Source organism: Catalinimonas alkaloidigena (assembly GCF_029504655.1).
Taxonomy (GTDB): Bacteria; Bacteroidota; Bacteroidia; order Cytophagales; family Cyclobacteriaceae; genus Catalinimonas; species Catalinimonas alkaloidigena.
Genome location: NZ_JAQFIL010000001.1, coordinates 5052494 through 5077958 on the forward strand (window position 1 = coordinate 5052494; position 25465 = coordinate 5077958).

The 25465-nt window shown below is 45.2% G+C and carries 14 protein-coding genes; 5 read left to right on the forward strand and 9 right to left on the reverse strand.

Annotated features, from left to right (window positions below):
• Positions 1-17: 17 nt before the first annotated feature.
• The 8 genes from OKW21_RS20550 to OKW21_RS20585 form a co-directional block, all read right to left on the reverse strand.
• Complete coding sequence (locus OKW21_RS20550) at positions 18-3473, reverse strand: SusC/RagA family TonB-linked outer membrane protein (RefSeq protein WP_277482823.1); 3456 nt, start codon at positions 3471-3473, stop codon at positions 18-20.
• Between the two features lie 145 nt (positions 3474-3618).
• Complete coding sequence (locus tag OKW21_RS20555) at positions 3619-5325, reverse strand: RagB/SusD family nutrient uptake outer membrane protein (RefSeq protein ID WP_277482825.1); 1707 nt, start codon at positions 5323-5325, stop codon at positions 3619-3621.
• 17 nt (positions 5326-5342) lie between these two features.
• Positions 5343-8771, reverse strand: coding sequence for a SusC/RagA family TonB-linked outer membrane protein (locus tag OKW21_RS20560; RefSeq protein ID WP_277482828.1), 3429 nt, complete (start codon positions 8769-8771; stop codon positions 5343-5345).
• Positions 8772-8856: 85 nt separating this feature from the next.
• The gene (locus OKW21_RS20565; RefSeq protein WP_277482830.1) at positions 8857-9921 is read right to left on the reverse strand and encodes a FecR domain-containing protein; all 1065 of its coding nucleotides are present in this window, start codon (positions 9919-9921) and stop codon (positions 8857-8859) included.
• Positions 9922-10143: 222 nt separating this feature from the next.
• Complete coding sequence (locus OKW21_RS20570) at positions 10144-10842, reverse strand: RNA polymerase sigma factor (RefSeq protein ID WP_277482832.1); 699 nt, start codon at positions 10840-10842, stop codon at positions 10144-10146.
• A 142-nt stretch (positions 10843-10984) separates the two neighbouring features.
• Positions 10985-12208, reverse strand: a complete 1224-nt coding sequence (locus OKW21_RS20575) for an acyltransferase family protein (RefSeq protein WP_277482834.1) — start codon at positions 12206-12208, stop codon at positions 10985-10987.
• A gap of 270 nt (positions 12209-12478) precedes the next feature.
• Positions 12479-14419, reverse strand: coding sequence for a PKD domain-containing protein (locus tag OKW21_RS20580; RefSeq protein WP_277482836.1), 1941 nt, complete (start codon positions 14417-14419; stop codon positions 12479-12481).
• A gap of 96 nt (positions 14420-14515) precedes the next feature.
• A complete protein-coding gene (locus OKW21_RS20585) occupies positions 14516-15274 on the reverse strand; it encodes a hypothetical protein (RefSeq protein ID WP_277482839.1) in 759 nt (252 codons plus the stop codon).
• A gap of 296 nt (positions 15275-15570) precedes the next feature.
• Here OKW21_RS20585 and OKW21_RS20590 point away from each other — a divergent pair, with 296 nt between their 5' ends.
• The 5 genes from OKW21_RS20590 to OKW21_RS20610 all read left to right on the forward strand — a co-directional run bounded on the left by OKW21_RS20590 (position 15571) and on the right by OKW21_RS20610 (position 22782).
• Positions 15571-16224, forward strand: a complete 654-nt coding sequence (locus OKW21_RS20590) for a response regulator (RefSeq protein ID WP_277482841.1) — start codon at positions 15571-15573, stop codon at positions 16222-16224.
• A 301-nt stretch (positions 16225-16525) separates the two neighbouring features.
• Positions 16526-18577 (forward strand): PKD domain-containing protein, encoded by a 2052-nt coding sequence (locus OKW21_RS20595; protein ID WP_277482843.1) that lies wholly within the window; start codon positions 16526-16528, stop codon positions 18575-18577.
• Between the two features lie 89 nt (positions 18578-18666).
• Complete coding sequence (locus OKW21_RS20600; RefSeq protein ID WP_277482845.1) at positions 18667-19131, forward strand: lipocalin family protein; 465 nt, start codon at positions 18667-18669, stop codon at positions 19129-19131.
• 206 nt (positions 19132-19337) lie between these two features.
• Entirely contained in the window at positions 19338-21110 is a 1773-nt protein-coding gene (locus OKW21_RS20605) for a PQQ-dependent sugar dehydrogenase (protein ID WP_277482848.1), read from the forward strand.
• A gap of 280 nt (positions 21111-21390) precedes the next feature.
• Positions 21391-22782: a mandelate racemase/muconate lactonizing enzyme family protein gene (locus OKW21_RS20610; RefSeq protein WP_277482850.1), complete on the forward strand. Its 1392-nt coding sequence runs from the start codon at positions 21391-21393 to the stop codon at positions 22780-22782.
• A 59-nt stretch (positions 22783-22841) separates the two neighbouring features.
• On the opposite strand, the gene OKW21_RS20615 is transcribed toward OKW21_RS20610, so the two are convergent.
• Positions 22842-25208 carry an ABC transporter permease gene (locus OKW21_RS20615; RefSeq protein WP_277482853.1) on the reverse strand — a complete coding sequence of 789 codons (2367 nt, stop codon included), beginning with the start codon at positions 25206-25208 and terminating at the stop codon, positions 22842-22844.
• Positions 25209-25465 lie beyond the last annotated feature (257 nt).

Below are 25465 nucleotides of genomic sequence, written 5' to 3' on the forward strand. Positions count from 1 at the left end.
GCTAAAATAGCTTTAGGTTAAAACTTAAGGTTAATGCCAAAAATATAGGTCGCTGTTGTCAAGGGAGAGCCCGCGCCCACTATACCATTAGAAGTTTCAGGGTCCACCCAGTCATATTCTGAGAGCGTTATCGCATTGTTCACAGTAGTATAAAGTCTTAAAGAGGATAAACCTACGCGGCTGATAAGCTCGTTCTGAAAATTATAGCCCAGTGTAATATTTTTGATTTTGACAAAAGACCCATCAAAATACCTTACTGCATCCGAATAGAGCGGAGCTTCACCCGCATCAGGTAAGGGAAATGCATTGGTAGGGTTATTCACCGTCCAGTAATCCAGATTTAAGCTGTTGTACCTTCCCTGCCAGTTGTTTCCTCCCAGGTTATGGTAGTCACTGCGGAGCCACTGCCCCTGGCGGGCATAAATGAGAAAAGAGAGGTCAAAGCCTTTGTAGCTCAAGCGGTTGGTAATCCCCCCACTCCAGTCAGGCACATCAGAGCCCAGTATGGTTCTGTCATCCGCGTTAATGGTACCGTCCGGCTGATCGGTGAGTTCCCCGTTTTCATCCCTGCCATTCACATCCGCTATTTTGATATCGCCGGGAAACTGCCCTTGCTCTTCTGCCTCTACAGCTTCGTCGCTTTGCCATATGCCGCTCTGCTTAAAGCTGTAAAATACATTAATAGGCTCACCGATAAACCAGCGGTTTCCTACATCGTCATTTTGTCCGTCAAACAGCTCAACGATCTCTTCATTGTTAGAAAAAGCATTTAGGTTCACATCCCACCTGAAACCTTTATTGCTATTGATCACATTGGCATTCAGGTTGAACTCCCAACCGCTGTTGCGGGTAGCTCCTATGTTTTGGAGGATAGAAGAAAAGCCGGAAGTAATGGGAATGAGCCTTTCCAGCAGGAGGTTTTCTGTATTTGTAATATAATATTCTATTGAACCGGTAATCCTGTCTTCCAGCAAGCCGTAGTCCAGTCCCAAATTGGTGGTGTTTTTTTTGGATATCTCCCAGCCAAGATCAGGATTAGAAATCAGATTCTGCCCATAGCCAAAGCCCTGATTTTCACCAAAGGCATAGATTGTACGTTCTAAGCCTCCCAGGGTCTGAAAAGGGTCTATGGATGTATTTCCTACTTCTCCATAGCCTGCCCTTAACTTAAGAAATGAAACAGAGGGAACAGAAAGAAAGTCTTCTTCGCTGATGATCCAGCCGGCGGAGACTGCCGGAAAAAAAGCCCATTTGTTACCTTCTGCCAGCCGAGAAGACCCATCCGCTCTACCGGTTAAGGTAAACAGGTATTTGTCTTTGAACCTATAGTTTACCCTTCCCATGTAGGACAAAAGCCCCCAATTGCCTAATGAGCTATTTATTCCGGTAATCGTAGCAGCACTTCCCAGATCACGAAATTCTGATTTTTCTATAGGGAGGTCCTGTGCGGCGGCCTGCGAGGTTTCAAATTCATTTTCCTGCACACTGAAAAGGCCTACCACATTAAGTGCATGCTCACCGAACTGCTTATCATAGCTCAGTATATTTTCCAGTGTATAAGCAAAATTAGTTTCGTTATTTACAGAAGCTGTATTGATACTACCGCCTAACGAACCATTATATCTCCCCCTTCTTTCAGAGCGATAATCAGGGCCGTAGTTCAAACGGTAAGATAAACCCTCAAGAATTTCGTATTCCGCATAGATATTGGCAAAGACACGATAACTTTTGGTTTCATCTACATACTGCAATGGTTGATAATTCAACAGCGGGTGTGCCAATAAACCCTCTCTGGGATTGGGGTAAGGGTCAAATTCTCCATCTTCGCCATAAGGCTCAATCAAAGGTGAAAAACTCAGGGCAGCGTTATATGGTGCACTTGACATCTGGTTCCTCAGGTTTCTGGCTACCGTTGAGCTTAACCCAATTTTCAGCTTTTCTGAAAGGTTTGCCTCTATATTTGCCCGGAAGGCATAGCGGTTAAAGTCACTGTTCTGTATAATGCCTTCTTCATCGTAGTATGAGCCTGAGAGATAATAAGTAATATTTTCACTTCCTCCACTCACTGATACCTGATGGTCCTGCTGGGTGCCGTCCTGGAGCACCAACCCTAACCAATCTGTGTCTACGCCATTTTGTAAATTTTCAATTTCCACATCACTAAAAAAAGTACCGTCCTGGCTGGCGTCGTTCGGATCTATGCCGCGCGATATCCGAGAGTACTCGGTAAATTGCCGGGCATTCATCAGGTTCAGGTTTTCTATCGGCTGCTTCACGCCATAGTATCCGTCATAGCTCACTACCGCTTTACCGGCCTGTCCCTTCTTTGTTGTAATCAGCACTACGCCATTGGCACCTCTGGAACCGTAGATTGCCACTGCACTCGCATCCTTGAGTACCTCCATAGATGCGATATCGTTTGGGTTAAAATTATTGATGCCAGCGGTAGTAGGGATTCCATCAATGACATAGAGAGGCTCATTGCTGGCGTTTATAGAGCGGTTGCCGCGCACCCTGATCCGTACATCAGAGCCAGGAGAGCCGTTTGACTTCACAATATCCACCCCTGCTAATCTGCCTTGCGATTGCTCAAGCACATTACTTGCCGGGGTTTCTGCCAGCGATTCACTGGAAATAGAAGAAATAGCCCCTGTAAGATCACTTTTCTTTTGCGTTCCATAGCCCACGACCACAACTTCGGATAGTGACTGAATATCGGGCATCAGAGTGAGGTTAATAGTATTACGCCCTCCGATAGTAACTTCTTCTGACTCGTAACCTATAGAAGAGAACACCAGTATGCTAACATCATCACTCACTGTAAGGCGATAGTTTCCATCCACGTCAGTTACAGTGCCCACTGTGGTACCCTTAGCCAGTACATTAACACCCGGAAGCGGTTGTCCATTTTCGCCATCTGTTACGGTGCCAGCGATGTTTTGCTCTAAAACCTGTGAATAAAGATCAGGTGAAGGGGCCTTACCGGCCAACGCCAGTAAGCCAGCCTGCTCCTTATCTTGGCCGTAGGTCTGCCGATCAGATAGGTTTAGATTACTACGTTTCTGCTCAATCTTTTGAACTTTCTGTCTTTTCTCCTGCGGATAGATGGCATAAGAAGCATCCTGAAATTTCCTGAAATCAAGTCCCAGGGGAGTAAGAAGAAATTGTAAACTGCTCTCCAGATCTTTTCTTTCCTCAATAGCCTTTGCTATTTTTTCGGTTACTTTCTTATTCCTTACTGTTTCACTGTCATAGTTAAACTCAGTATCAAATCTTTCAGCAAGTTTGGAAAGCACGAGGGAAAGCTCCTGCGCCTGCGCCTGATAAAGCTCTGCTTTTTGTTGGTGTGAGTCTGTGCGAATCAAAAGATCACTTGTGGCCAAAGTCTGGGCGTTTGCCTGCCGGTTTGTCAGGACACAAATAGCTATGCCTACCAGCAAAAATCCGGAACATGTGCGTAAGAATAGTTTCATAAGTTGTTGTACTTTAGTAGTGAATTAATTTCAAAGAAGCCTTTCCTCAGGATTTACCATTTGCTAAGGAAGGGCTTCTGTTTGTTCTACTTGTCTCTGATGGTTATTTTTTGATCATCTTCTGCCAGCCATCATGATATCCCCATCATTCTGCTGAGTATCCCGGATTCTGCTCAAGCAAGGCCCCGGTATTACTTTCTATCTCATCAAAAGGAATGGGAAACAGATTATGATAAGGCTGTACGTCACAGCCGAAATTAGTGGCTACCGGATTGCCGTTACAGTAACGGCTGGCACGGTCATAGAGCAGTCCAAGGCGGTTGAGTGTCAACCTTCTTTTCTCTTCTACGCCGAGTTCCCGCATTCTTTCGTCCAGGATATAATCTATATCCACTTCATCGGGCGTCACCGGAGTAGCCTGTGCTCTGCCCCGCACCACATTGATGTCCGCTGCCGCGCTGCTTACATCTCCATTACCCAGATGTGCCTCTGCCCTCAGCAGATAAGTTTCGGCCAGGCGGATAAAATACTGATCGGTGTAGGTGCTGCCGGCGGTAGAGGCATTCAGGGTTTGAAGCACCGGGTCTACAAATAATTCAGGCGGATGGTTGCCGGGGGTAAACACTTTTGACTGGAAAGGATAGAAGCGCCTGATGGTATCTTCATTATCTTGTCTGAATAGCTCCATATGGTCGGAAATCATTTGCCCATACCATTCGGATTCAGGGTTGTTGAAGGCTACATCCCGTATAAAATTGTGTTCCGAATTTCGCATATCGTTCCAATCGCTGTTCTGCCATATTCCATAATTCAAATGGTCTGTGCCTCTCAAACGGCCTATTCCTCTTCCGGAAGTGTAGGAAACTCCTAAAGGCAGGAAGGGAGAAACACCAGAAGGGTCTTTAACGCTGAAAGCATAGGGCCGAGGGGCGTGGTCTCTTTCCAGTTGCGCCCCTTCCCGGCTGCCTGACTGAAGTTCCCCTCCCAAAACATCTATTTCCTGTTGAAAAACCCAGATTCCTTCGGTATTGCCAGCAGAACGGTTTTGGTTATTTCTTCTATACAAATCCCAGTATACATCCCCTTGCTCGTTCTGACGGGAGCCAAAACGCTCTGTCATCAGGGCAGTGGAGGGATGATCTATTACTACACTGGCAGCGGTAATGGCATCGCTCCACCTTTCCAGGGCAAGGTAGGTTTCTGCCAAAAGGTGATAAGCAGCCAGGTCCGAGACCTGCCCATCAGCTACATCATTGATCCCGGCCAGATTTTGCGCAGCAAACTCCAGATCAGCTACCGCTTGCTCGTATACGGCCTGCCGCGAAGCCCTTTGATAATCCGTTTTGGGAGAGCTTACCGCTTCCAGCTCTATAGGAACCCCACCGTACAGGTAACCCAGATTACGATAAGAAAGTCCTCTGAAGAGCTTGGCCTCTGCTTCAATCTTTACCTTTTGTTCATCAGTGAGCTGAGACTCACCTAACCTGTCCAGAATGATATTGGCCGATGAAATAATTTTGTAATACTGATTCCAGTGGTATTCTGCCTGTTCTGAGCTAGGCGTAAGCGTAGCCAGATAGCTGCCGAATCGCTGGTTGAGCTGCTGCGCTCCGTTGTATCCAATGTCAGTACCGTACAGATAGTCCAGGGGACGGTGCTCGCTGGCAGAGAGCATCACCCTGAGGTTATCGTAAAGCGCGTATACAGAAGAATTAAAATCACTGATTGTCTCAAAAGCATTTTCCGGGCTGGCAAAGTCCAGCGGGGTCTCTTCCAGAATTTTGTCTTCATTACAGCTAATCACTGCCAAAGCTAAAGTCAGAATAAGTAGGTATTTTCTATATTTTTTCATCTCGCTGAATTTTAAAGTTAAAAGCTCATATCTAGGCCAACAGAAAAGCCACGCAAAACTGGGCGGCCATTCGTGCCAAACCCGCTTTCTGTTTCCGGATCCCAGCCCTGCCAGTCTGTCCAGGTGTATAGGTTTTTGCCGCTGACAAAAACTTTCAGATTGCGGATGCCTATGTTTTCTGCCAGGTTGCTGTTCAAACGATAAGCTAAAGTAATGTCCTGTAGCCTTACAAAGCTGCGGTCGCCATAGTAGATATAGTCAAAGGCAGGCTCCTGATCCAGTCTGCGGTAGCGGGCATCGGGGTTGGCGGGTGTCCAGTAGTCATAGCCGTTCCACATATTGTTTCTCCGGATGTTGTCGGCACTGCCAAAGCCATCCAGCATATTCCTTCCCCGATAGCTATCTTTTCCTCCCTGTACAGCATTGAGAAAAAATCTGAATGTAAAATTTTTGTATGTAAACTCGTTGAGAATACCGAAGCTGTAGGCGGGCTCTTCCCTTCCCAGTATCACCCTGTCATTGGGGTCAATGAAGTCGTCCCCGTTTTGGTCTACAATGCGATGGGTGCCCACAAAAAACCCTTCCGGAGCTTCCTCGCCCAGTTGGATGATACCAGCCGACTCATAGTCAAATATGGAATTGATAGACTCCCCGATGAACAAGCCACTGGCTTGCAGATCATCTTCCTGCCCGTCACCATCAGCATCCAGCCCTACCAAAGACACGATTTCGTTACGGTTGGCAGCCAGGTTAAAATTCAGGTTCCAGGCAAAATCATTTCTCTTTACCGGCTGGCTATTGATAGCTAGTTCTATTCCGCGGTTGGCTACTTCCCCTACGTTGGAAGTGATCTGTTCAAAGCCGGTAATTTCGGGAATAGAGACATCAAAAATGAGGTCGTTGGTGGTGGTGCTATAGTAATCAATGCTACCGCCCAGGCGATTACTCAGCATTGAGAAATCAAGACCGAAGTTGAAGCCGGTAGTGGTTTCCCAACTCAGGTTGGGGTTAGCCAGGCGGGTTACTTCCTGCCCAAACAGGGTAGAGCCTCCATCACCAAACACATAGGCTGCATAGGTATTGAGTACTGCCAGGGAAGCATAGCGGTCTACCAGGTTACCGTTGGTACCATATGAGCCTCTTAGCTTTAAATTGTTAATCCAGCTCTGATCAATGAAATTTTCTTCGCTGAGCACCCAGCCTACACCTAAGGAAGGAAAGAGCGCTGTCTTTTCATTTCTGGCAAAGCCCGAGAACCCATCGCGGCGCAGGGTAGCGGTGACCAGGTACTTATAATCAAACTCATAATTCAGACGTGCCATCTGGTATAAATAGCTCTCGTCCCAGGCTTCAGACTCGATCGTTTGAATAGCAGCAAGACTCAGGTCATTGTAGCTCAGGCGCAGGTTGTTATAGTTGGTACCTGTAGCCAAAGTGGTTTCATAGTTTCTTTCTCTTTGCCCTGCTACAAGGGTCAGGTCTATCTGATGTTTTTCGCCTAATTCTTTTTTATAATTGATGATGTGGTCTAATGTCCAGTCGTACCAGGTTTCGTTTGCTTTGAAAGCCCCACCTGAAGCTCCGTTCTCATATACGTTGCTGCTATAGTGCCGATCCCAGGCATAGTTATTACCGAAATTAAGCCGATAGTTCAGGCCTTCTACAAAGGGCAGACTCAGGTCAGCATAGAAGTTACCGAAAAGGCTGTTGCGCTTTTCAAAATCATCTGCTGCTGCATCCAGAAAGGGATTGGAAAGATTCGCACCGTTTGGATTTAAAATATATTCACCATCTTCTCCGCTGGGCTGGACCAAAGGGGCCATTCTGGACAGGGTGCTGATCACTGGCGCATTACCTGAATAATCGGAGAACGAGCCAAAGGTTTGAGCACCTATCTTGAACCAGTCAAAAATCTGGTTTTCTAAATTAATCCTCGCGGTAATACGCTCAAACTCGTCATTGATGATATAGCCCTTTTGCTTAGTATAGCCGCCTGATAGATAATAGGATACATCACCGCTACTGCCCCTCACACTTAGGTTATGTGCATTGATATAGCCGGGGTCAGTAGCGGCATCCCACCAATCGTAATCCGTGCCATTGTCAAAGCCAGCTCTCAGCTCGGGATCTCCTACGATATCTGCATAAGACCAGTCTGGTTTTAGCTCAGTGTATTCAGGCTCCTGATAAGATGCTTCCCAGTCCACGTCAAAAGACTTTTGAATAAACTGCTCCCGATCCATCAGAGTAAGTGTATTGCTAGGGTTTTGGGTAGTAAATGAACCCGTATAGTTGAACACTGGCTTGGAAGATTTATTTCCACCTTTGGTGGTAATCAGCATCACACCGTTGGCGGCCTGCGCTCCGTAGATAGCCATACTACTGGGGTCTTTGAGGATGTCTATAGACTCAATATCATTGGGGTTAAGGTCATTAAGACTACCGGTATAGATAATTCCGTCTACTACCAGCAGTACATCCTGATTTCCGTTAATAGTAGACCTCCCTCGCACAGAAATGTTGGGGTTCTCCCCTGCTGCATCCACCTGTCCGACATTAAGTCCGGGCACTGTGCCCTGAAGAGATTGGGCGATGTTTACATTGGGTGATTCCCTGAATGATTCAATATCCGCTCTTACCACCGCGCCAGTCAGGTCGCTTTTTTCCTGGGTACCATAACCCACAACTACGACTTCAGAAAGCGACTGAATATCGGGAAACAAGTTCAGGTTAATCTGATTACGACCGTTGATCTCTACCTCTTCAGTTTCATAACCGATAGAAGAAAATACCAATATGCTAACGTTATCATCAACTGTAAGGCGATAATTGCCCTCTATGTCGGTTACAGTACCGCTAGTGGTCCCTTTGGCCAGTACATTGACGCCCGGAAGCGGCTCACCTGACTCTCCGTCGGTCACTATTCCACTTACTGTTCCCAAGGCTTTTACATGACCAGCAAACATCATGGGGTGCCTGCTGAAAGAAACTAAGCCACCCTGTTTACTGTCACCGATATTTTCTAATATTCTGAATGAGCCAGGAGTGCTTTCAACCCTCTTGATTTCTCCTTCTTCTTTTTTAGGAAAAATAGCATAAGAGGCATCTTCAAACTTTTTGAAGTCAAGCCCCAGCGGAGATAGAAGGAGGCGCAAGCTGCTTTCCAGATCTTCTTTTTCTAAAATATTCGGTATTTTTTGAGTAACCTTTTTATGCTGGATGGTTTCCGAATCGTAGTTAAACTCTGCACCAAATTTTTCGGATAGTTTTGATAATACCACGGAAAGCTCTTGTTCCTCATCCTGATAGGGGTTGTTGGGCGCTACATTAGCTTGCAAAGCTGTATGCGCCGCAAGCGCCTGTGCCTGCAGCTGGTTTATCAGCGGGGCTAGTAATATCATGCATGACAGCAAAAGACTGTAGCGCGATCGTAAGGTTAGTTTCATAAGTTGATGTATTTTAGTAGTAGTTAATTTCAAGGAAGCCTTTTGCTCGCGATTTGCTGTCTGCCAGGATAAGGCTTCCGCTTTTTTACTTGTCTGTGATGGTTATCTTTTGATCATTTCTGTCAATTTTAAGGTTATACACTACGGCCATTTTGGCCAGTAGAATATCCAGCTTATCTGCCGGAGCAGCACCGGTAAACTCTCTCTCCAATAAGCCTGTTGATTGCACAGATACTTTGAGGCCATAGTTATCTTCTATAAGCTGAATGATTTCTGTAATGGGAGTATGGTCAAAAAGTAACTTATTCTCTTTCCAGGATGTGTAATGCGATGTATCCACTACTTTTTTCACTACTTCACGCTTGACTTTGCTCACCGCCACCATGTCACCCGGCTCCATCATAATCTCTCTTTCAGCACTTTCTGATGCTTGCCGCAGGTTTAGTTTCACACTTCCTGAGCTCAATACCACTTTAGTCTCCTGGTGTCGATGATTGACATTAAATGCAGTTCCCAGCACTTCTACGTGAACACTCCCGGTGTGGACAATAAATTTGGCCGGCTGACCGGAGGGAGTCACCTTTTCCTCTACTTCAAAAAATGCTTCTCCTTCCAACCATACTGTCCGCTCAGCAGCATCTTTCCAACTGCTTTCCTCCAGGCTAAGTGATGAATTCGCATTCAGTACGACCAGCGAAGAATCGGGAAGCCTAAGCTTCTTTGTCTCCCCATATGCAGTGTGATACTCAGTAACCTCAAGGGAAGAAGTAAGCAAAAAGTAAATACTTGCTAAAAGGATTAAGCCACTTACCGTTGCGGCAACAGCAAACCATGATCTAGTAAATAATTTTCTGGTGTCAGAAAGTTGCATATGCCGCTCATTACCAAATAGCCCTGGCTGAGCCTTCTCCTGAATAGCACTATCAATCTTTGCTTTGATCCTGGTTTTTGCGCTTACAGCTCGCTTGTTCTCCTGAAAGTCAAGTTGCAGGATGATGCTACGCGCTTCTTCTATTTCCTGCTTTGCCTCAGGATGCAGGCGGATAAACTCCTGCCAATAGTTATTAATTTCAGTTGTAGGTGACTTTACCCATTGATGAAAATGTTCATCCAGCAGAAAGTCTTTGGCAGTATAATGTGGGTCAGGCATGGCTTAGTATTTACGGCTCTTCCAGAGAGGCTCTTCCAAAGTGAAAAGACATTTTGGAAAAGCGCTGTTTACTAAGCAAAGACAGGAGGCTAAGATTTTACACTATGATTTTTTTACTTTCTCAAATAAATACACCTGATACAATAGAATGCGTATTTACTTTGCATATTTTTAACAAAAGGCAGTAAAATTTAGTAAACAAATAGCGGTAGCAGAGTTCTTTTACGCGTATTCCAGACAAGCCGACAGTAAAGTAAGCAACATGGGAAGTGATGCCAGTTCAGCGTCAGGGTTTGTCTTTTTAAAGTCCGCTCTTAAAATATCGATAGTGCGTCCGACCAGGTTATATACTGACCTCACTCCTATCTCCATCACTTCGGCTACTTCCTGGAAGGAGAGATTGTTATAAAACTTCAGGTAGATTGCTTCTCTTTGCCTGTCCGTAAGCTTATGTAATGCCTGGTTGAGCACCTTCTTTCTTTCTTCCTCTATATCAGAAATAGTTGTGGAAGTGGCTTTAGCTGATAGTTCAAGCTGAAAACTAATTCCTGAAGTAAAAGAGTAAGCATTGCCCCTTTTTTCTTCCTGCTGCACTCTCCGGATAAGCATTCTCCTGAGACAGCGAAAAAGATAAAACTTAATAGAATCTGTGCCTCCCAAATGTTCCCTGCGGGTCCAAAGGCTGATGAATAAGTCCTGTATGACATCTTCTACCAGCGCCTTTTCTGCACATATTTTATCGCCGTATCCGCATAAAGGCTGGAAAAGCCGGTCATAGATGCTATCAAACGCTTTTTTGTCGCCGGCTTTGAAAAGTTCCCATAACTGCATATCCGTAATTTGATCATAAGCCTCCCCTGGCAAATGTGGATTAGCCAAAGTGTATTTTGTTGTGGAGGGATTATCATCCATACGTTCCATGCGTTTTTTTTCCTTCTTTCACATAATTAATTTAAATCACTGGCAATCACAAATTCATATAATCAAAAACCCGTAAAACCAGCATTTAAACTGACTGTATTTTTGTGAGTTATTAAATACTGTTTCCTGTAGCAAGCATTTTTCAAACCTTCAAAAACAGCTTATTTCTATATAAAAAATAGAGAAAAATCCAGACCAGAGCCAACCCTCCCAACGCCTGAAATACGCCATGCCAGGCTTCAGGAGCCGGAGCATATATTCCTCCAAAAAGCAGACGGGAAGTAGCTCCAAAACTGATAAAACGATATGCAAGGTAAATCGTAAGCGAGTTCATGCCAATCACCTTGAAAAAGAATGCCCATTTCTGGAATTTGAGCACATCAATCACCCAGAAGAATATAGCCAGCGTCAAAAACGCCATGCCTCCGGTGAGTAGGATAAAGGAACTGCTCCACAGGTGTTTGTTGATAGGAAAATGTAGGCTCCATAGCAGGCCTAAGGCCATACAGCCAATTCCTGATAACAGCAATAACTGTAATTTTTTATGATCCTTTTGTTGCTTTCGCAACATATCTCCGGCAGCGGCGCCCAGTACAGTCAGGCAAAGTGCAGGAAACTGGGTAAGCAGCCCCAATTCATCATATGTACCCTGTAATAGGCGGCCGGGCAGAAATGTGCGGTCAAACCAGCCCACCAGATTTCCTTCAAAAGAAAGGTCTCCGGCACCATAGCCGGGTACAGGTATGAGGAAGAGTGCAGCATAATAAAATAAGAGTATTCCTCCTACCCAGGCCAGGCGTGTCCGGGAAGAAAAATTCAGGTAGAGTACAGTCGTAACAAAACCAGCGAAGCCTATTCTTCCCAACACACTCCCCAGGCGTATCTCTGAAGGTTCAAAAAAGGGGATAGGGGCATTTTTGTATAAAATACCCAGTGCGATCAGGATGAGCAGGCGACGAAAAGCTTTTTGGTAAATCTCCGCTTTACCCATTCCTAACGATAAACCTTTTTGCAATGAAAAAGGCAATGACACACCTGCGATAAACAGGAATAGCGGAAAGATAAAGTCGTAAAAGGTAAAGCCATGCCATGCAGGATGCTTCATTTGTAATGCCACAGCATCTACCCAACTCCAGCCGGTTTTCCCCTCCATCAACATCAGAAAAGTACCTGCACCGGAAATGAACAGCATATCAAAACCCCGCAGCGCATCTATGGAAAGTAGCCTTCGTGGTTTCTCTGCTGCTATCGGTGGAACCGTTTTTTTGGATACAGGAGCATGGGTAGTACTTTCTGCTGTACTCCCGGCGCTCATTAGGTAAGAGGAAAAAGAAGACCAGAATGTTGTGAGATCAAGTTTTGCCATTAGTTAGGTTGTTGTTTTTACTAAAAAAACGGACGCAGGTCCTTGATGGCAAAAAATACAAAAGAAATTTATCTTTTCTATCCCCGGCCCCCTTCAATATAATTATCATTTTGTCTGTGCTAAAAGAAAAAAGCCTTTTGCAAATCCCGGCTTATTAGCGTCGGGCAGTGCAAAAGGCCAATTGTATTGCTTAATTCTTAGTAGTAAGACCACAGACTTACTATCAGGTTTTATTCACATTGTACCCGATATGATCCTCATGACCTTCTGTTACTTAAGCTTATAATACTGTGAATAGGCACCATTTTCATGATGTAGTTTCAACTCCCATACTGTTACTCCCAATTCATTTGTCTCTTGGAAGAGCTCGCATACCATCGCAAAGCTTTCAGTAGACTCATCCTGATCAAAGTTGAGCGAAGGCTCACAAGTACTGTGGTACTTTCTGCGTCGTACTGTTGGCGCAAATATGATGGTGTTACCTTCGGTTGACACCTTACCACCCACAAACTCTACAGTATAGGACTGACAGCCGCCTACGTCGGTGCTTAGTTCATAGTTCCAGACAAAGTCACTGTTCTCCTGTACGCTGAAGCCTGTTCCGGGGCGCGGGTTCATATCCCAGGGGCTGTTAGCCCCTCTGAACCAGATACCTGTAGTAGCATCATAAAACTTATCGTCAATAGTATAACTTTGCTGAAAACTCCAGCTATCTAGCCACTTGCCTTTCAGGACTTCAGAAAGCTCATGATTCTGACTGTCGACGATCTGGTTGTTTTTGCTGCTGAGCCACGCACCGGGCTCTACATGCAGCGCATCTCCCACATTATAACCCACGAAGCTGTTGGTCAACTTCAACCTGGCTTGCTTGTCGCCTTCCAGCGCTATTCCGCTTGAAACTGAGATACCTGGCAATAAAGTACTCCCTGCCCGGGTCAGGTCAATAAAATCCAGCTCGTTCAGTTGGTTAGCAGACTCAATTAAAATTCCTGCCCAATGTCCGTGATGCTGATCAGCACTGGTGAAAATCACTGGATTAGAAGCGCTGCCTTTGACAGAAATATAAGCCTGCTCTTTCACCATCAGACTCTTGTCCTGCCCGAAAGCCAGGCTAACTCCTGCTTCTATGTGTAAGCCGCCATAAATTTCAATATTTTTGCTGACCAGATATTCCATTGCCCCCGCAAACCTGCTTATGGTCATTGCTTCCAGTGGGGGTATGGTGCCTTCAATGATTTCTATGCGAGGATTATGGTTAGACTGATCCAGTTCCGAATTGGCATCCAGCTTACGGGCCAGGTCCAAGGGTATCGCGATAGGAATATCATTTCCCAGATAGATGCTGCTCCTCATTTCCATATCCGAACCTTTCTCTGCATATAAACCATAGTGTTTGCTATGGGTAATTGCAGTATGATTCAGTTTGATGAAGCCGAAATCTTCACCATCTAGTCCTAAGTTTGCAGCGGCTTCCATACCGGGAAGGGCTTCACTCCCACCATAAGAAATCTCAGTATAATTCAACGCATTCTCAGGGCTGGGAGAATTAAAAACAATCCCTTTCCAATAGCCTTCGGTCTTTTCTTTTCCGGTAAGCTTCACCGAATCATCCTCAGTACCTAGCGCTTTCAGATAGCCGGGGGAAGTGACGATCATACCCTGATCGGCTTCAAAGGCAATGGTGACACCTGCTTCTATGATCAAGGGGGCTTTTACGGCAATTAAGTCCTTTACCAAGTAGTCAGCTTTTGCAGGTTCAACAAATATATTGGAGAGTACTGTCTCAGTCTCAATATCTTCCTGAATAATGACTTGCGTTACTGGCTCAGTAGATTCGGAAGTTGCTGTGACCTTTATTTCATCAGCATGTTCGTTACCTATTACATTATACACGGTGAGTTCAATGTTGTACTCACCAGCCAGGTCAGGAGTAAAAGTAGCTTTTGCTTTGCCCTCATCTACTAAATCTGCCTCACTGCCTTCCGGCTTAGTCAGGATCGTCCAGACGTATTGATGTGGTTTATCTTTACCGTCCTTTGAGGCCGAGCCATCCAGGCTTACCAAAGTATTTACCTCCACCTGCTGATCGGGGCCTGCCACAGCTTTTAACTGAGAAACTGGCTGCGGTTCTTCATTTTCATCCTCTTTCTGACAACTGATCAAAAAGGTAAGCGCCCATATACATGAGCATACAAAAAAAAGGCGTTTCATTTTATTTGTTTTGGGTTAATCTATATTGTGTCGTGATACGATAGAGTTATTGTTTTTAATGGGTGTCTGTATATGCTCATTTGAACTATCACACCCTTATATCTGCTCGGAGGGTAATTCAATTTCCTGCTGCAACAAAAGACCTGCACATGCAGCAGCCAGTAAAGACTGCATATCGTCAGACAGGCTTTGGTTGACCCATACACGTCCTTGATTAAGTAGCTCAACCGCGGCCAATGATTTCCCATCCTGCTGAAACTCAAAACCTACGATATCTCTGCCCCAGCTTTTTTGCGCTGCAAGCTTACGCACAGGTACAATTTGGATAGGTGCATCTGCGTCGTTACTCAGCAAACCTACATACTTACCATTTTTCCGAAAGTCATCGGGGTGCATCATCAACATATGCCAGACCACTTGTTCCTGATGGTTATACAGCGTAGCAGCCATCATATCCTTGGTCTGTACAGTAAAAGAAAGCAGCTCTTCTACTGCGGGTTTAGCTTTGAGCGCAAAACGGTCTACCGGAATTACTAATCCACGCAGCTTATGCGCACTCATCACTGTGAAGCGCTGTCCTTTTTCATCTTCTATCGTAAAGCTGAATTTCTGTTGTGCGCCCTGTAGCTCGGTTAAAAACAAATCTATACCATAGCTGAAAGTCCATCCTCGTTGTACTCTGTCGGTTTGGTAGTTACCAAAAGAGAGTCTCTGATTGATGAGCCAGCCTTGTCTGCCTTTTACCGGCATAGGGGTAGCTTCACTGGCGAGAGGCTCCTGTAGCAGCATCTGGGGGGTTGTGCAGGCTGCGAGAGACATATATATGCTTAACAGGAGCCAAATTACATTTTTCATTCATTTTCAATTTTAATATTGTCGCTCATGACGACACACAAAATTGAAGAGAATACAAAGGTCATAGTATACCCTGAAGACGGTGAATTGCCTACCTTTTACACGGTATTTTCAGGGGTAAAATAAAAAAGGATTGTCATACTGATTGTCAGATGTGTACGGGATGTACATTAATGACCACAAGAGTGTCCGTAAAAGAACACTTACATTTTGCTAACACTTTGTTTTTGAAGAATTATCCACACAAAAAGTTTGGCCTTTAATTTGAAAAGAGCTCTTTATCCTGATATAAATGTATGGTAAAGAACTACTTACTCGCAGACGACCATCAACTTTTTTTAGATGGACTGCACTCGTTGCTAGCGGAGATGGAGGGTGTAAAAGTGCTGGGAACAGCTACCTCCGGCAAAAAACTTTTAGACAAACTTCGCTCTTTCCCTTATTGTGATATTGTTATTGTGGATCTCCATATGGCTGATGGTAAGGGAAAATTTGTCAGCCAGGTGATCAAAGAGAACTACCCGCATGTCAAGGTAGTGGTACTGACCATGAATGATCAGTTGGAAAATATTCGCGAAGCGTTACAGGCAGGCGCGAAAGGTTATATCTTGAAAAACACAGGGAAAACTGAGCTTCAAATCGCTTTGGAAAAAGTAGCTAATGGAGAGTTTTATCTGAGCCAATCAGTCAGCCAGCTTCTTGCTCAGAATATGCTTAGGTCAAGTGCCTACTCACCCTATCGTTCTACAGAGAGTACGCTTACCGAACGTGAAGAGGAAATCTTACGTATGATTGCTGATGAGTACTCCAATCAGGAAATTGCTGAACAGCTTTTTATCAGCCCCAAAACCGTGGAAACCCACCGGAAAAATCTGATGAAAAAAATTGGTGCAAGGAATTCCCTGGGAATCTATAAGTACGCACTCAAGCACCAACTGGTCTACGTCTGAAGCCCTTCGTTTTCATGAGGTCTGGATAACTTACCAATACATTTACCCACTTTACAACAAAAGCGTGAGCGAAAGATTGCTCACGCTTTATTTTTTGCCCTCATCAAAGTCTTGCACTTAATGCTTTCCTGACGTAGGCTAACAAATATCAGCCGATAAAATACGGTTATCTTCTACCATCAAAATACCATCAACACGGTAGTACAAATGCCCCTCCTACGGTATTCTAAGCCAAAGCATTACCCACCATATTTGTCATGTGAAAGAACCCCATAAAACAAAGACATTAACTCAGATTCAAATGAAACATTTTTTTTTGATGATGCTTCCACTTTTCCTCATTATGGTGAGCTGTGAAGAAGAAGAAACGCCCAAACCCGATAACAAACTGGAAGCCAATGCTGGAGCCGATCAGCAGGTGGAGGTAAATTCGCTGGTTACACTGGATGGCTCGGCCTCAAAAGACGGCAATGGCGAAACCTTTAACTATGCCTGGACCCTCAAAACACAGCCTGCCGCGAGTGAAGCCGAGCTTAAGGATAAAACCGTAGCCAAGCCTACTATTACTCCAGATGCAGCCGGTGAATATGTCATTGAGCTCAAGATCAGCAATGAGTCTGGCAGCGATACCGATGAGGTAACCATTAAGGTCAGCGCCGCTCCTGATAATACCGCTACCATTATTGATGCTGACATTGCTCAGGACAGGGTGCTGAAAAATGTTTTTGAAGACCCCGAACTGCCCGACTATCATGTAAGCGCTATGGTCGCAGTCAATGCCAAATTGACGATTGAGCCTGGCGTGGTGATCATTTTTGATGAAGACAAAGGGCTGAAAATCAATGCTGATGGTAAACTGATCGCCGAAGGTACTGAAACGCAACTGATCACTTTTACCGGAAAAGAGGCAGAAAGCGGATACTGGGCTGGCATCACTATCCTCAGCAGCAGCACTGACAATGAGATGAGCTACACTGAAGTAAAATATGCTGGAAGTGAGGCTGTCTATCCAATGTCAAATCCTGCAGCCCTAGGCGTTGCTAAGCAGGGATATCTCAAACTGACAAATTCCACCATTACGTATGCTGCAGATCATGGTCTGCTGGTAAGCAATTCCGGCACGATTGACCTCGCTCACAACTACTTTCTCAATAATCCAGGCTTGAACGTGAGCATACCGCTAGGCCAGGCACACAAAATGGATGCTGAAAGCCGTATTGAAGCTGCTAGCGAAGAACTTAATTATGTGGCGCTGACTGGTGGTTTCCTGGAAGAGGATGAAGAAGTGAGCTGGGTTAAGCTTTCTAATGGCACCGCTTATAAATTGATAGAAGAAGTAGTGGTTTCGTCCGGACTTAGAATACAAGAAGGCGCACACCTGAGATTTAACCCTAATAAATTCTTCAGAATTACGCCTGACGGTTATCTGTATGCCAAAGGCAGCAACAGCCTTCCCATTACGTTTGACATCGCACCTGAAGGAGGCTTCAGGTGGGGCGGAATTCTCATCCAGTCTTCCAGCCCTGACAACCTGCTGGAGTGGGTAAAAATCATTGATGCCGGTAATGGAATCCCTGCCTACGGCATGATGCACAGCGCAGCGCTGAGCATAGACAATATCGCCGCTTCCAGGGTCAGTATTAAAAACACCTACATCTCAGGTAGCCGTGGCTATGGTTTATACGTTGAGCATGGGGCTAATCTGCTAGCCTTTGCAGACAACAGTTTTGAGCACAATGAGGGCACTGCCCTGGCGCTGCCCATACACGAAATCGGAAAGCTCAGCGCATCATCAGTAAGCACCAGCGCTAATGGCATGGATGCCATAGAGATCATTGAAGGCTCACTAAAGCTGGATCAGGAAGCAAGCTGGACAGCCATGGCAGACGGAACCGCTTACTACGTGCCTAAAGAAATCAATATCATGTCAGGCTTGAAGGTGACTCCCGGAGTAAGGCTGAACTTTGGTGCAGACGCACTTATGAAAATCAGCCAGGGTTACCTCAATGCAGTGGGCACAGCAGATGCTCCCATCGTATTTACCGGTGCCGAACAGCAAAATGGCTACTGGCAAGGTATCCTGATCCAGTCAGGCAGCAGCCAGAATGTGCTGGATTATGCAGAAGTTGCTTATGGGGGTAGCAATGATATGCCCGGCATGGTAAATACCAGAGCGAATATAGCCGTAGATGCCCTAAACCCTGGTAAGCTGATCGTAATAAACTCATCTATCAGTCATGGCGCTGGCTGGGGTATAGCAGTAGAAACCGGCTGGGGTGCTACCATCAATGATGATGTGGAGAGCAGCAACCTCTTTGACGATTTATCACAAGGCAATCTTTATAAGTACTAAAAATAAAGTGCCTGAAGACCGATACCGACAGGCGCCCACCAAACCCAAATTTTATTATTCATAATTCATTCAATATTAATCTCAAACCCATGAAAAAGTTAAATGCAATATTATTGTTATCCGCGCTAATACTAACTTCAGCCTGCGAAAAAGATGATGATGAACCCGAAGCTCCAGTAAGCATTAAAACGCAAATGCTTATCGCTCCGAGTTGGAAAACCACTGGCTACTATTTGATAGATGTTGAGTCCAGTGAAATATTTGATCTCATAGAAGAAATGCCCTGTTACAAAGACAACTTCCTGAAATTCAACAAAAACGGAAAGTTTGAGATGAACGAAGGTAGCGACATTTGTGAAGATGAGGAACAAGTTTCCAAAGGTAGCTGGAAATTCAATACTGATGAGTCAAAAATCACATTTACCGATGAGGATGGCCCGCAAGATGTAGAAATATTAGAACTTTCTGAAGATGAATTTATTTTTGCCATAGATGAAGTCATTGTGGTAGGAGAATCATCCTTTATTGTCGCTTTTGCCTTTGAAGCTAAGTAATATATAGAATCATCAACGCTCATATATAGATACCCCTTTCCACTAGATTGTTTTACTTCGGCCGATGTATCAGGATGCCAAAGCAAAAGTCTATGGATTAGGGGTATTTTTTACTAGCCTCTTCCAGCTTCCGCAAAAATTATCACGGGATTTAATAAAAAACATGTCTTATCTATTCAGAATCTTTAATAGATTGTGGGATGTTTTTGAAAAGATACCTACAACCTACTACCATCTATCTGTCTGGTGTTTTGCTGTGTGGAAGTTTGCTATACCAATGCAGCAACCCAAATAATGAATCTGCCGAAAGTGCCATCACTACCGATCCGCAAATGCTCGCACAGGGTGAACAACTTTTTCAGGAAAACTGCTCAGCCTGTCATAACTTCCGGCAACGAGCCATCGGTCCTGAGCTTTCTGGTGTGACCCGGGAAACGGATGCCGACTGGCTGTTTCACTTCATCCGCAATGCTCCGGAAATGATAGAGCAGGGTGACCCGCGAGCAGTTCGGTTACATGAAGAATATCAGACCTATATGCCCCCCTTTTCGTCTTTGGATAGTACTGATGTAAAAGCTATCATCGCTTATCTACATACGCATCAGCCACAGCAGGAGGCTTCCTCTGAGGCAATAGATACTACCAAAGTTCTGGAAGATCCTATTCCGGAAAAAATTATGGAGTCCGGCCTGAGTCTCGTAATTGAGGAGGTAGGGCAGGCTCCTGCCACTGCCCAGGAACCCCCGCTGGCCCGCATCAATAAATTGCTTACTATCAAAACTGACGGGCAGGAACGCATGTTTATCCATGACTTGAATGGGGTGCTTTATGCGTTGGAGAAGGACACATTTCATCCTTTTCTGAACATCAGAAAAGAAAAACCTGACTTTATCAGCAAGCCTGGCCTGGCTACAGGCTTAGGAAGCTTTGCTTTTCATCCTGAGTTTGAGCAGAATGGCATTTTTTATACCACCCACACCGAGCCTCCCGGTACCGCCCCTGCTGACTTTGCCTATGATGATAGCATCAAGGTTACATTACAATGGGTGCTCTGTGAGTGGACAATGGATAATCCAGAAGCCAGTACTTTTTCCGGAACAAACCGCGAATTATTAAGGGCCAATATGGTGGGCGGTATTCACGGGGTACAGGAAATAGCTTTTAATCCGCTAGCAGCGTCTGGGGATCCTGACTACGGTATGCTCTATATGAGTACCGGTGATGGCGGTGCGGTACTGGCAGGCTATCCTTTTATCTGTGGAAGCAAAGAGCGTTTCTGGGGCACCCTAATCCGCATTGACCCACAAGGAAACAATAGCCAGAATGGCCGGTATGGAATTCCGCAGGATAACCCTTTTGTAAACTCAGAAAACCCGGAAGCGCTGCAAGAGGTTTGGGCTTACGGCTTCCGAAACCCGCACCGTATCTCCTGGGATATGGGAGGAGATCATAAAATGCTGATCACCAATATCGGACAAAAAAATATTGAAGCCATTTATCTAGGCGTAGCCGGTGCCAATTATGGATGGGGCAATAGAGAAGGAGCTTTCATGATTGACCCCCAGGGTGATATCAACAATGCGTACTCGCTGCCCGAAAATGATGATAAAATGAATTACACTTATCCCGTAGCCCAGTATGACCATGATGAAGGAAGAGCTATTTCGGGCGGCTTTGTATACCGAGGCGACCTCGTTCCACAGCTCAACGGCAAATATATTTTTGGAGATATTGTAACGGGAAGACTTTTTTGTGTAGAAAGTAATGAACTGGAATTAGGCAAGCAGGCTGAAGTCAAGGAGTTAGGCATACAAGTCAATGGAAAAGAAACTAGCTTCAGAGAAGTAACCGACAATAAAAGAGTAGACCTCAGGTTTGGCATTGGTGCTGAAGAAGAGTTTTATATTTTCACCAAAGCCGATGGTAAAGTGTGGAAGGTCACTAATGTGGCAGGCAACTATATCTCTAAAGCATATTAGTGTTATCATTTTGCTTTTGTAAAAAGTAAAAAATTCGTTAATTATAAAGTGACTTAATGCGAGAGGTAAAGCTCAATTGAGCGTTGTAGTTTGTTGGATCAATGAGAGTGTCTTTTATTATCAAGCGTACATAAAAAGTCAAAGATTAGATTTTTAGCGATAGCACCCTTAAGAGTTGGCGTTGAATTATGTAGCCCAAAGGGATATATCAAATTGGTTATGTAGCGAAACCATCCGTCTTTCTGATTTTTTCTATTACTAATATATATAAACCTAAACTATGAAAGATCAACAAAACAACGAAAGACGCGACTTTCTAAAGAAAGCAGGACTAGGCGGCCTCAGTCTGGCAGCATTTACAGCGGCACCGATTGAAGAAGTGCTGGGCTACTCTACCCAGAAAGTAAATCGTTTATCCGCTCCTTCCGACCTCAAAATCACCGATATGCGCATTGCTGAAGTTACCGGAGTAATGTTCAGAACCCCTATCGTTCGCATATACACCAATCAGGGCATTATCGGGCATGGCGATGTGAGGGACGGCGCAGCCAAAGAGTACGCACTTTTCCTGAAAAGCCGGATTTTGGGAGAAAACCCCTGCAATGTAGAACGCCTGTTTAAAAAAATCCGGCAGTTTGGTCATCACGGCAGACAGGGTGGTGGCGTATCCGGGGTAGAAATGGCGCTCTGGGACCTGGCGGGTAAAGCCTATAATGTACCTGTTTACCAGTTATTGGGAGGTAAATACCGTGACAAGGTGCGCGTATATTGCGATACTACCACTTCATCTGACCCCCAGGAATACGCCCAGCGTATGCAGGAAAGAATTGACAAGGGTTACACCGCCCTGAAAATGGATATCGGGATCAATCTGATCAAAGATATCCCGGGAGCCATTACCAATGCCCCTGAAGCTGAATTTAATCCTTATCAGCATGAGTATCGCCAGTACAACCTAACCGAGCATCCTTTCACCCGGGTACAGATTACAGAGAAAGGCATAGACAAGCTCATGGAGTTTCTGGATGTGATGCGCTCTCAGATCGGCTACGAAATTCCGATGGGGACTGACCACTGGGGACATTTTGGCGTCAATGAAGCTATCAAAATTGCCCGTGCTGCCGAGCCTTACAATCTCGCCTATATTGAAGATATTATCCCCTGGCATTATACCGACCAGTGGCGTGAAATTACCACTTCCTCTACTACACCTACACAAACCGGTGAAGACATTTATGGGCTGGAAGGCGGTTTCAAAGAGCTGATTGACAAGCGTGCCGTAGACATCGTGCATCCGGACCCCAACACCGCGGGAGGAATTCTGGAAACCAAACGCATTGGTGACTATGCCTCACAGCACGGTATAGGTTTTATGCATCACCACGCTGCCGGGCCGGTCTCGTTTTTGGGTTCTGTACATAGTGCTGCAGCTACCGAAAACTTTATGTGGCTGGAACACCATGCGGTGGACAAACCTCAGTGGGAGGACCTGGTGAGCGGAATAGAAAAACCTATCGTTCAGGATGGCTACGTCAAAGTACCTGAAAAACCTGGCATTGGCGTGGAGCTGAATGAAGATGTGGTAAAAGAATTCCTGGTAGAAGGCGAAAAGCTTTTTGCCCCTACGCCGGAATGGAATGAAATCCGTGCCTGGGACAGGCTCTGGAGTTAAGGTCAAACTAACTTTAGATCTGGCAGATTTTTGAAATCTGCCAGATCTATTTTTCATCATCACTCACTCCGTAATGAATTCACCGGATTAGCCTGTGCTGCCTTCAGCGATTGTGTGGTCACCACGATTAGCGCAAAGGTCAGGGCAAAAAGTCCAGTGATTGGAAAAATCCACCAGGCTACTTCCGTTCGGATAGGGTAGCGTTCCAGGTACATATTCAGCAGCCACCAGGCGATAGGTGCAGAGACCAGAAAGGAGATAATCACCAGCCGGGAAAAGTCTTTGGACATGATAGACACGATGCTCAGTACTGAGGCGCCCAGAACCTTGCGTATGCCAATTTCTTTGGTACGCTGTTCCGCAGTGTAGGATGCCAAACCAAATAAGCCCAAGCCAGTGATGATAATCGTCAGTATGGCAAAAAGATTCGCCAGTTTGCTGGTCAGGTTAATGGTCGTAAACTTCTTCTGAAACTCTTCGTCTACAAAGGTATATTCAAAAGGATAGGCAGCATTATACTGGCTGAAAATATCTTTTACCTCAGCCAGCGAAGCTTCCAGCGCTCTGCCCTTAGTCAGGCGGATGCTTACTGCATTCGTCCAGTCAGGGTCCAGGATCATGAACATAGGCTTGACTTCCTGATAGGGAGAACCCATCATCACATCGTCTACCACACCAATCAGGGTACGCTTATCGCCCCACAAATCCAGTTGGGTACCAATAGGCTCCTCCAGCCCCATAATTTCCAGTGCTGCCTTATTGATGACAATAGCCGAAGTGTCGCTAACAAAATCTCGGGAGAAGTCTCGCCCCATCAGCACCTTGATACCCATCGTCTCGGCATAATCGTATTCTGTAGCGATTGTCGTAAAGATCACGCGCTGGTCTTCCGGCTTACCTGGCCAGCCTACAAAATTATTGGAATTGATCTGCGTAATAGAACTGTTTGAGCGGGTTACAGCTTCCACGGCACCACTTTGCAAGAGTTCCTGCTTGAGCACATCATAGTTTTTGCCTATCTCTTCAGTAAAATCTACTGTAATCAGGTTTGTCTGATCATAGCCCAACTGTCTTCCTTTTACCAGTTGAATCTGCTCGTAGATCACAATCGTACCGATGATAAGCAGGATGGAAAAGCCAAACTGTAAGGTCACCAGTACTTTTCGGGGCGTGCTGGCTTTTTTGCCGACTTTCACTTTACCCTTGAGTACCTTCACCGGCTGGAAGGAAGAAAGATAAAAAGCCGGGTAGCTTCCGGCAATCAGCCCGGTAAGCAATATTATGCTCATGGAGCATAACCAGAACAGACCGGAAGTATAATTGATGGCCAGCTCTTTTTCTACTAAATCGTTATAAAGCGGTAACAGCAGTTGCGCTAACAGGATAGCAATCACGAAAGCCATAAGACTGATAAATATCGACTCACCTAAAAATTGCCCCATGAGGTCAATCCGGCGGGAACCAACGCTCTTGCGTATGCCTACCTCTCTGGCTCTACGCTCCGAGCGGGCAGTCGCAAGGTTCATAAAGTTGATACAGGCAATGATCAGAATAAACACAGCGATGATGGTAAAAAGGTTGACGTAATCTATCATGCCTCCTTTTTCTAGCCCGTTCTCAAATTCGGAATGCAGGCGCCAGCGCAGCATAGGATGCAAGAACAGCTCAGGTTTAAGGTCCTCCTCTCCATGCTCAATTAGTATATTTTTGATGCTACTCTCTACCGCTTCTTCATTCGCAGGATCATTCAACTCCAGAAATACCTGAAAGGAATAATTGCCCCAGTTATCTTCGTTCTCTACTACCCAGGGACTTGCCTGCCGCCATTGGGAGTAAGGGATAAGGAAGTCAAACTCAAAAGAAGAATTGCTGGGCACATCCTTCAGGATACCGCTCACCTTGAGGTCACTTTTGTCATCTACCCTGATAATCTGGTTGATAGGATCTTCATCGCCAAACAACGCTTTAGCTGTTGACTCTGTGATCACGATAGCGCTGGCATCATCCAACACGCTAGCCGCATCACCATAGAGTAATGGAAACTCAAACATCTCCAGAAATTCCTCACCCACATAATAGCCCTCCTTCATGATGGGGTTTTCATCCACGTTAAGCAGGTGTTCACCACCCCAATTCGTTACCACTGCGTTTTTGATGTTCACATCCGCATCTTTCATTGCCTGATACGTAGGCAAAGGCACAGAATTCCATGAATTGACCTTTCCATCAAACTCCGCATTGACCATCAGCTGATACAAGCGATCTGATTTAGGAATAAAACTATCGTAAGAAGTCTCATCAAACACCCACAGCAGTATCAGAATGCTACAGCAGATACCGATGGAAAGTCCTGCAACATTGATGAAAGAATACACACGATTCTTCAGCAGGTTACGAATGGTAACGAGGAAATAGTTCTTGAACATAGCGGCGAGGTAGTTTAGTGGGGTAACTCAAGCTTTGGTAGAAGGTAACAGATAATTGAAAATAAAATCCTCTCACTCCTCAGATGCAAAAACATTTACAAGAAGTTGCACCTCTTTCAACTCGGCAATCATAAAAGTCAAACATTGTACCGCTCCGCACTTTCTTAAGCATAGCATCAGCCAAAAGCCCCTATATAGGCCTTTGGTGGTTGATTAAATAAAAAATGATCCATATGGTTCATTTGCTCAAGTCCTCT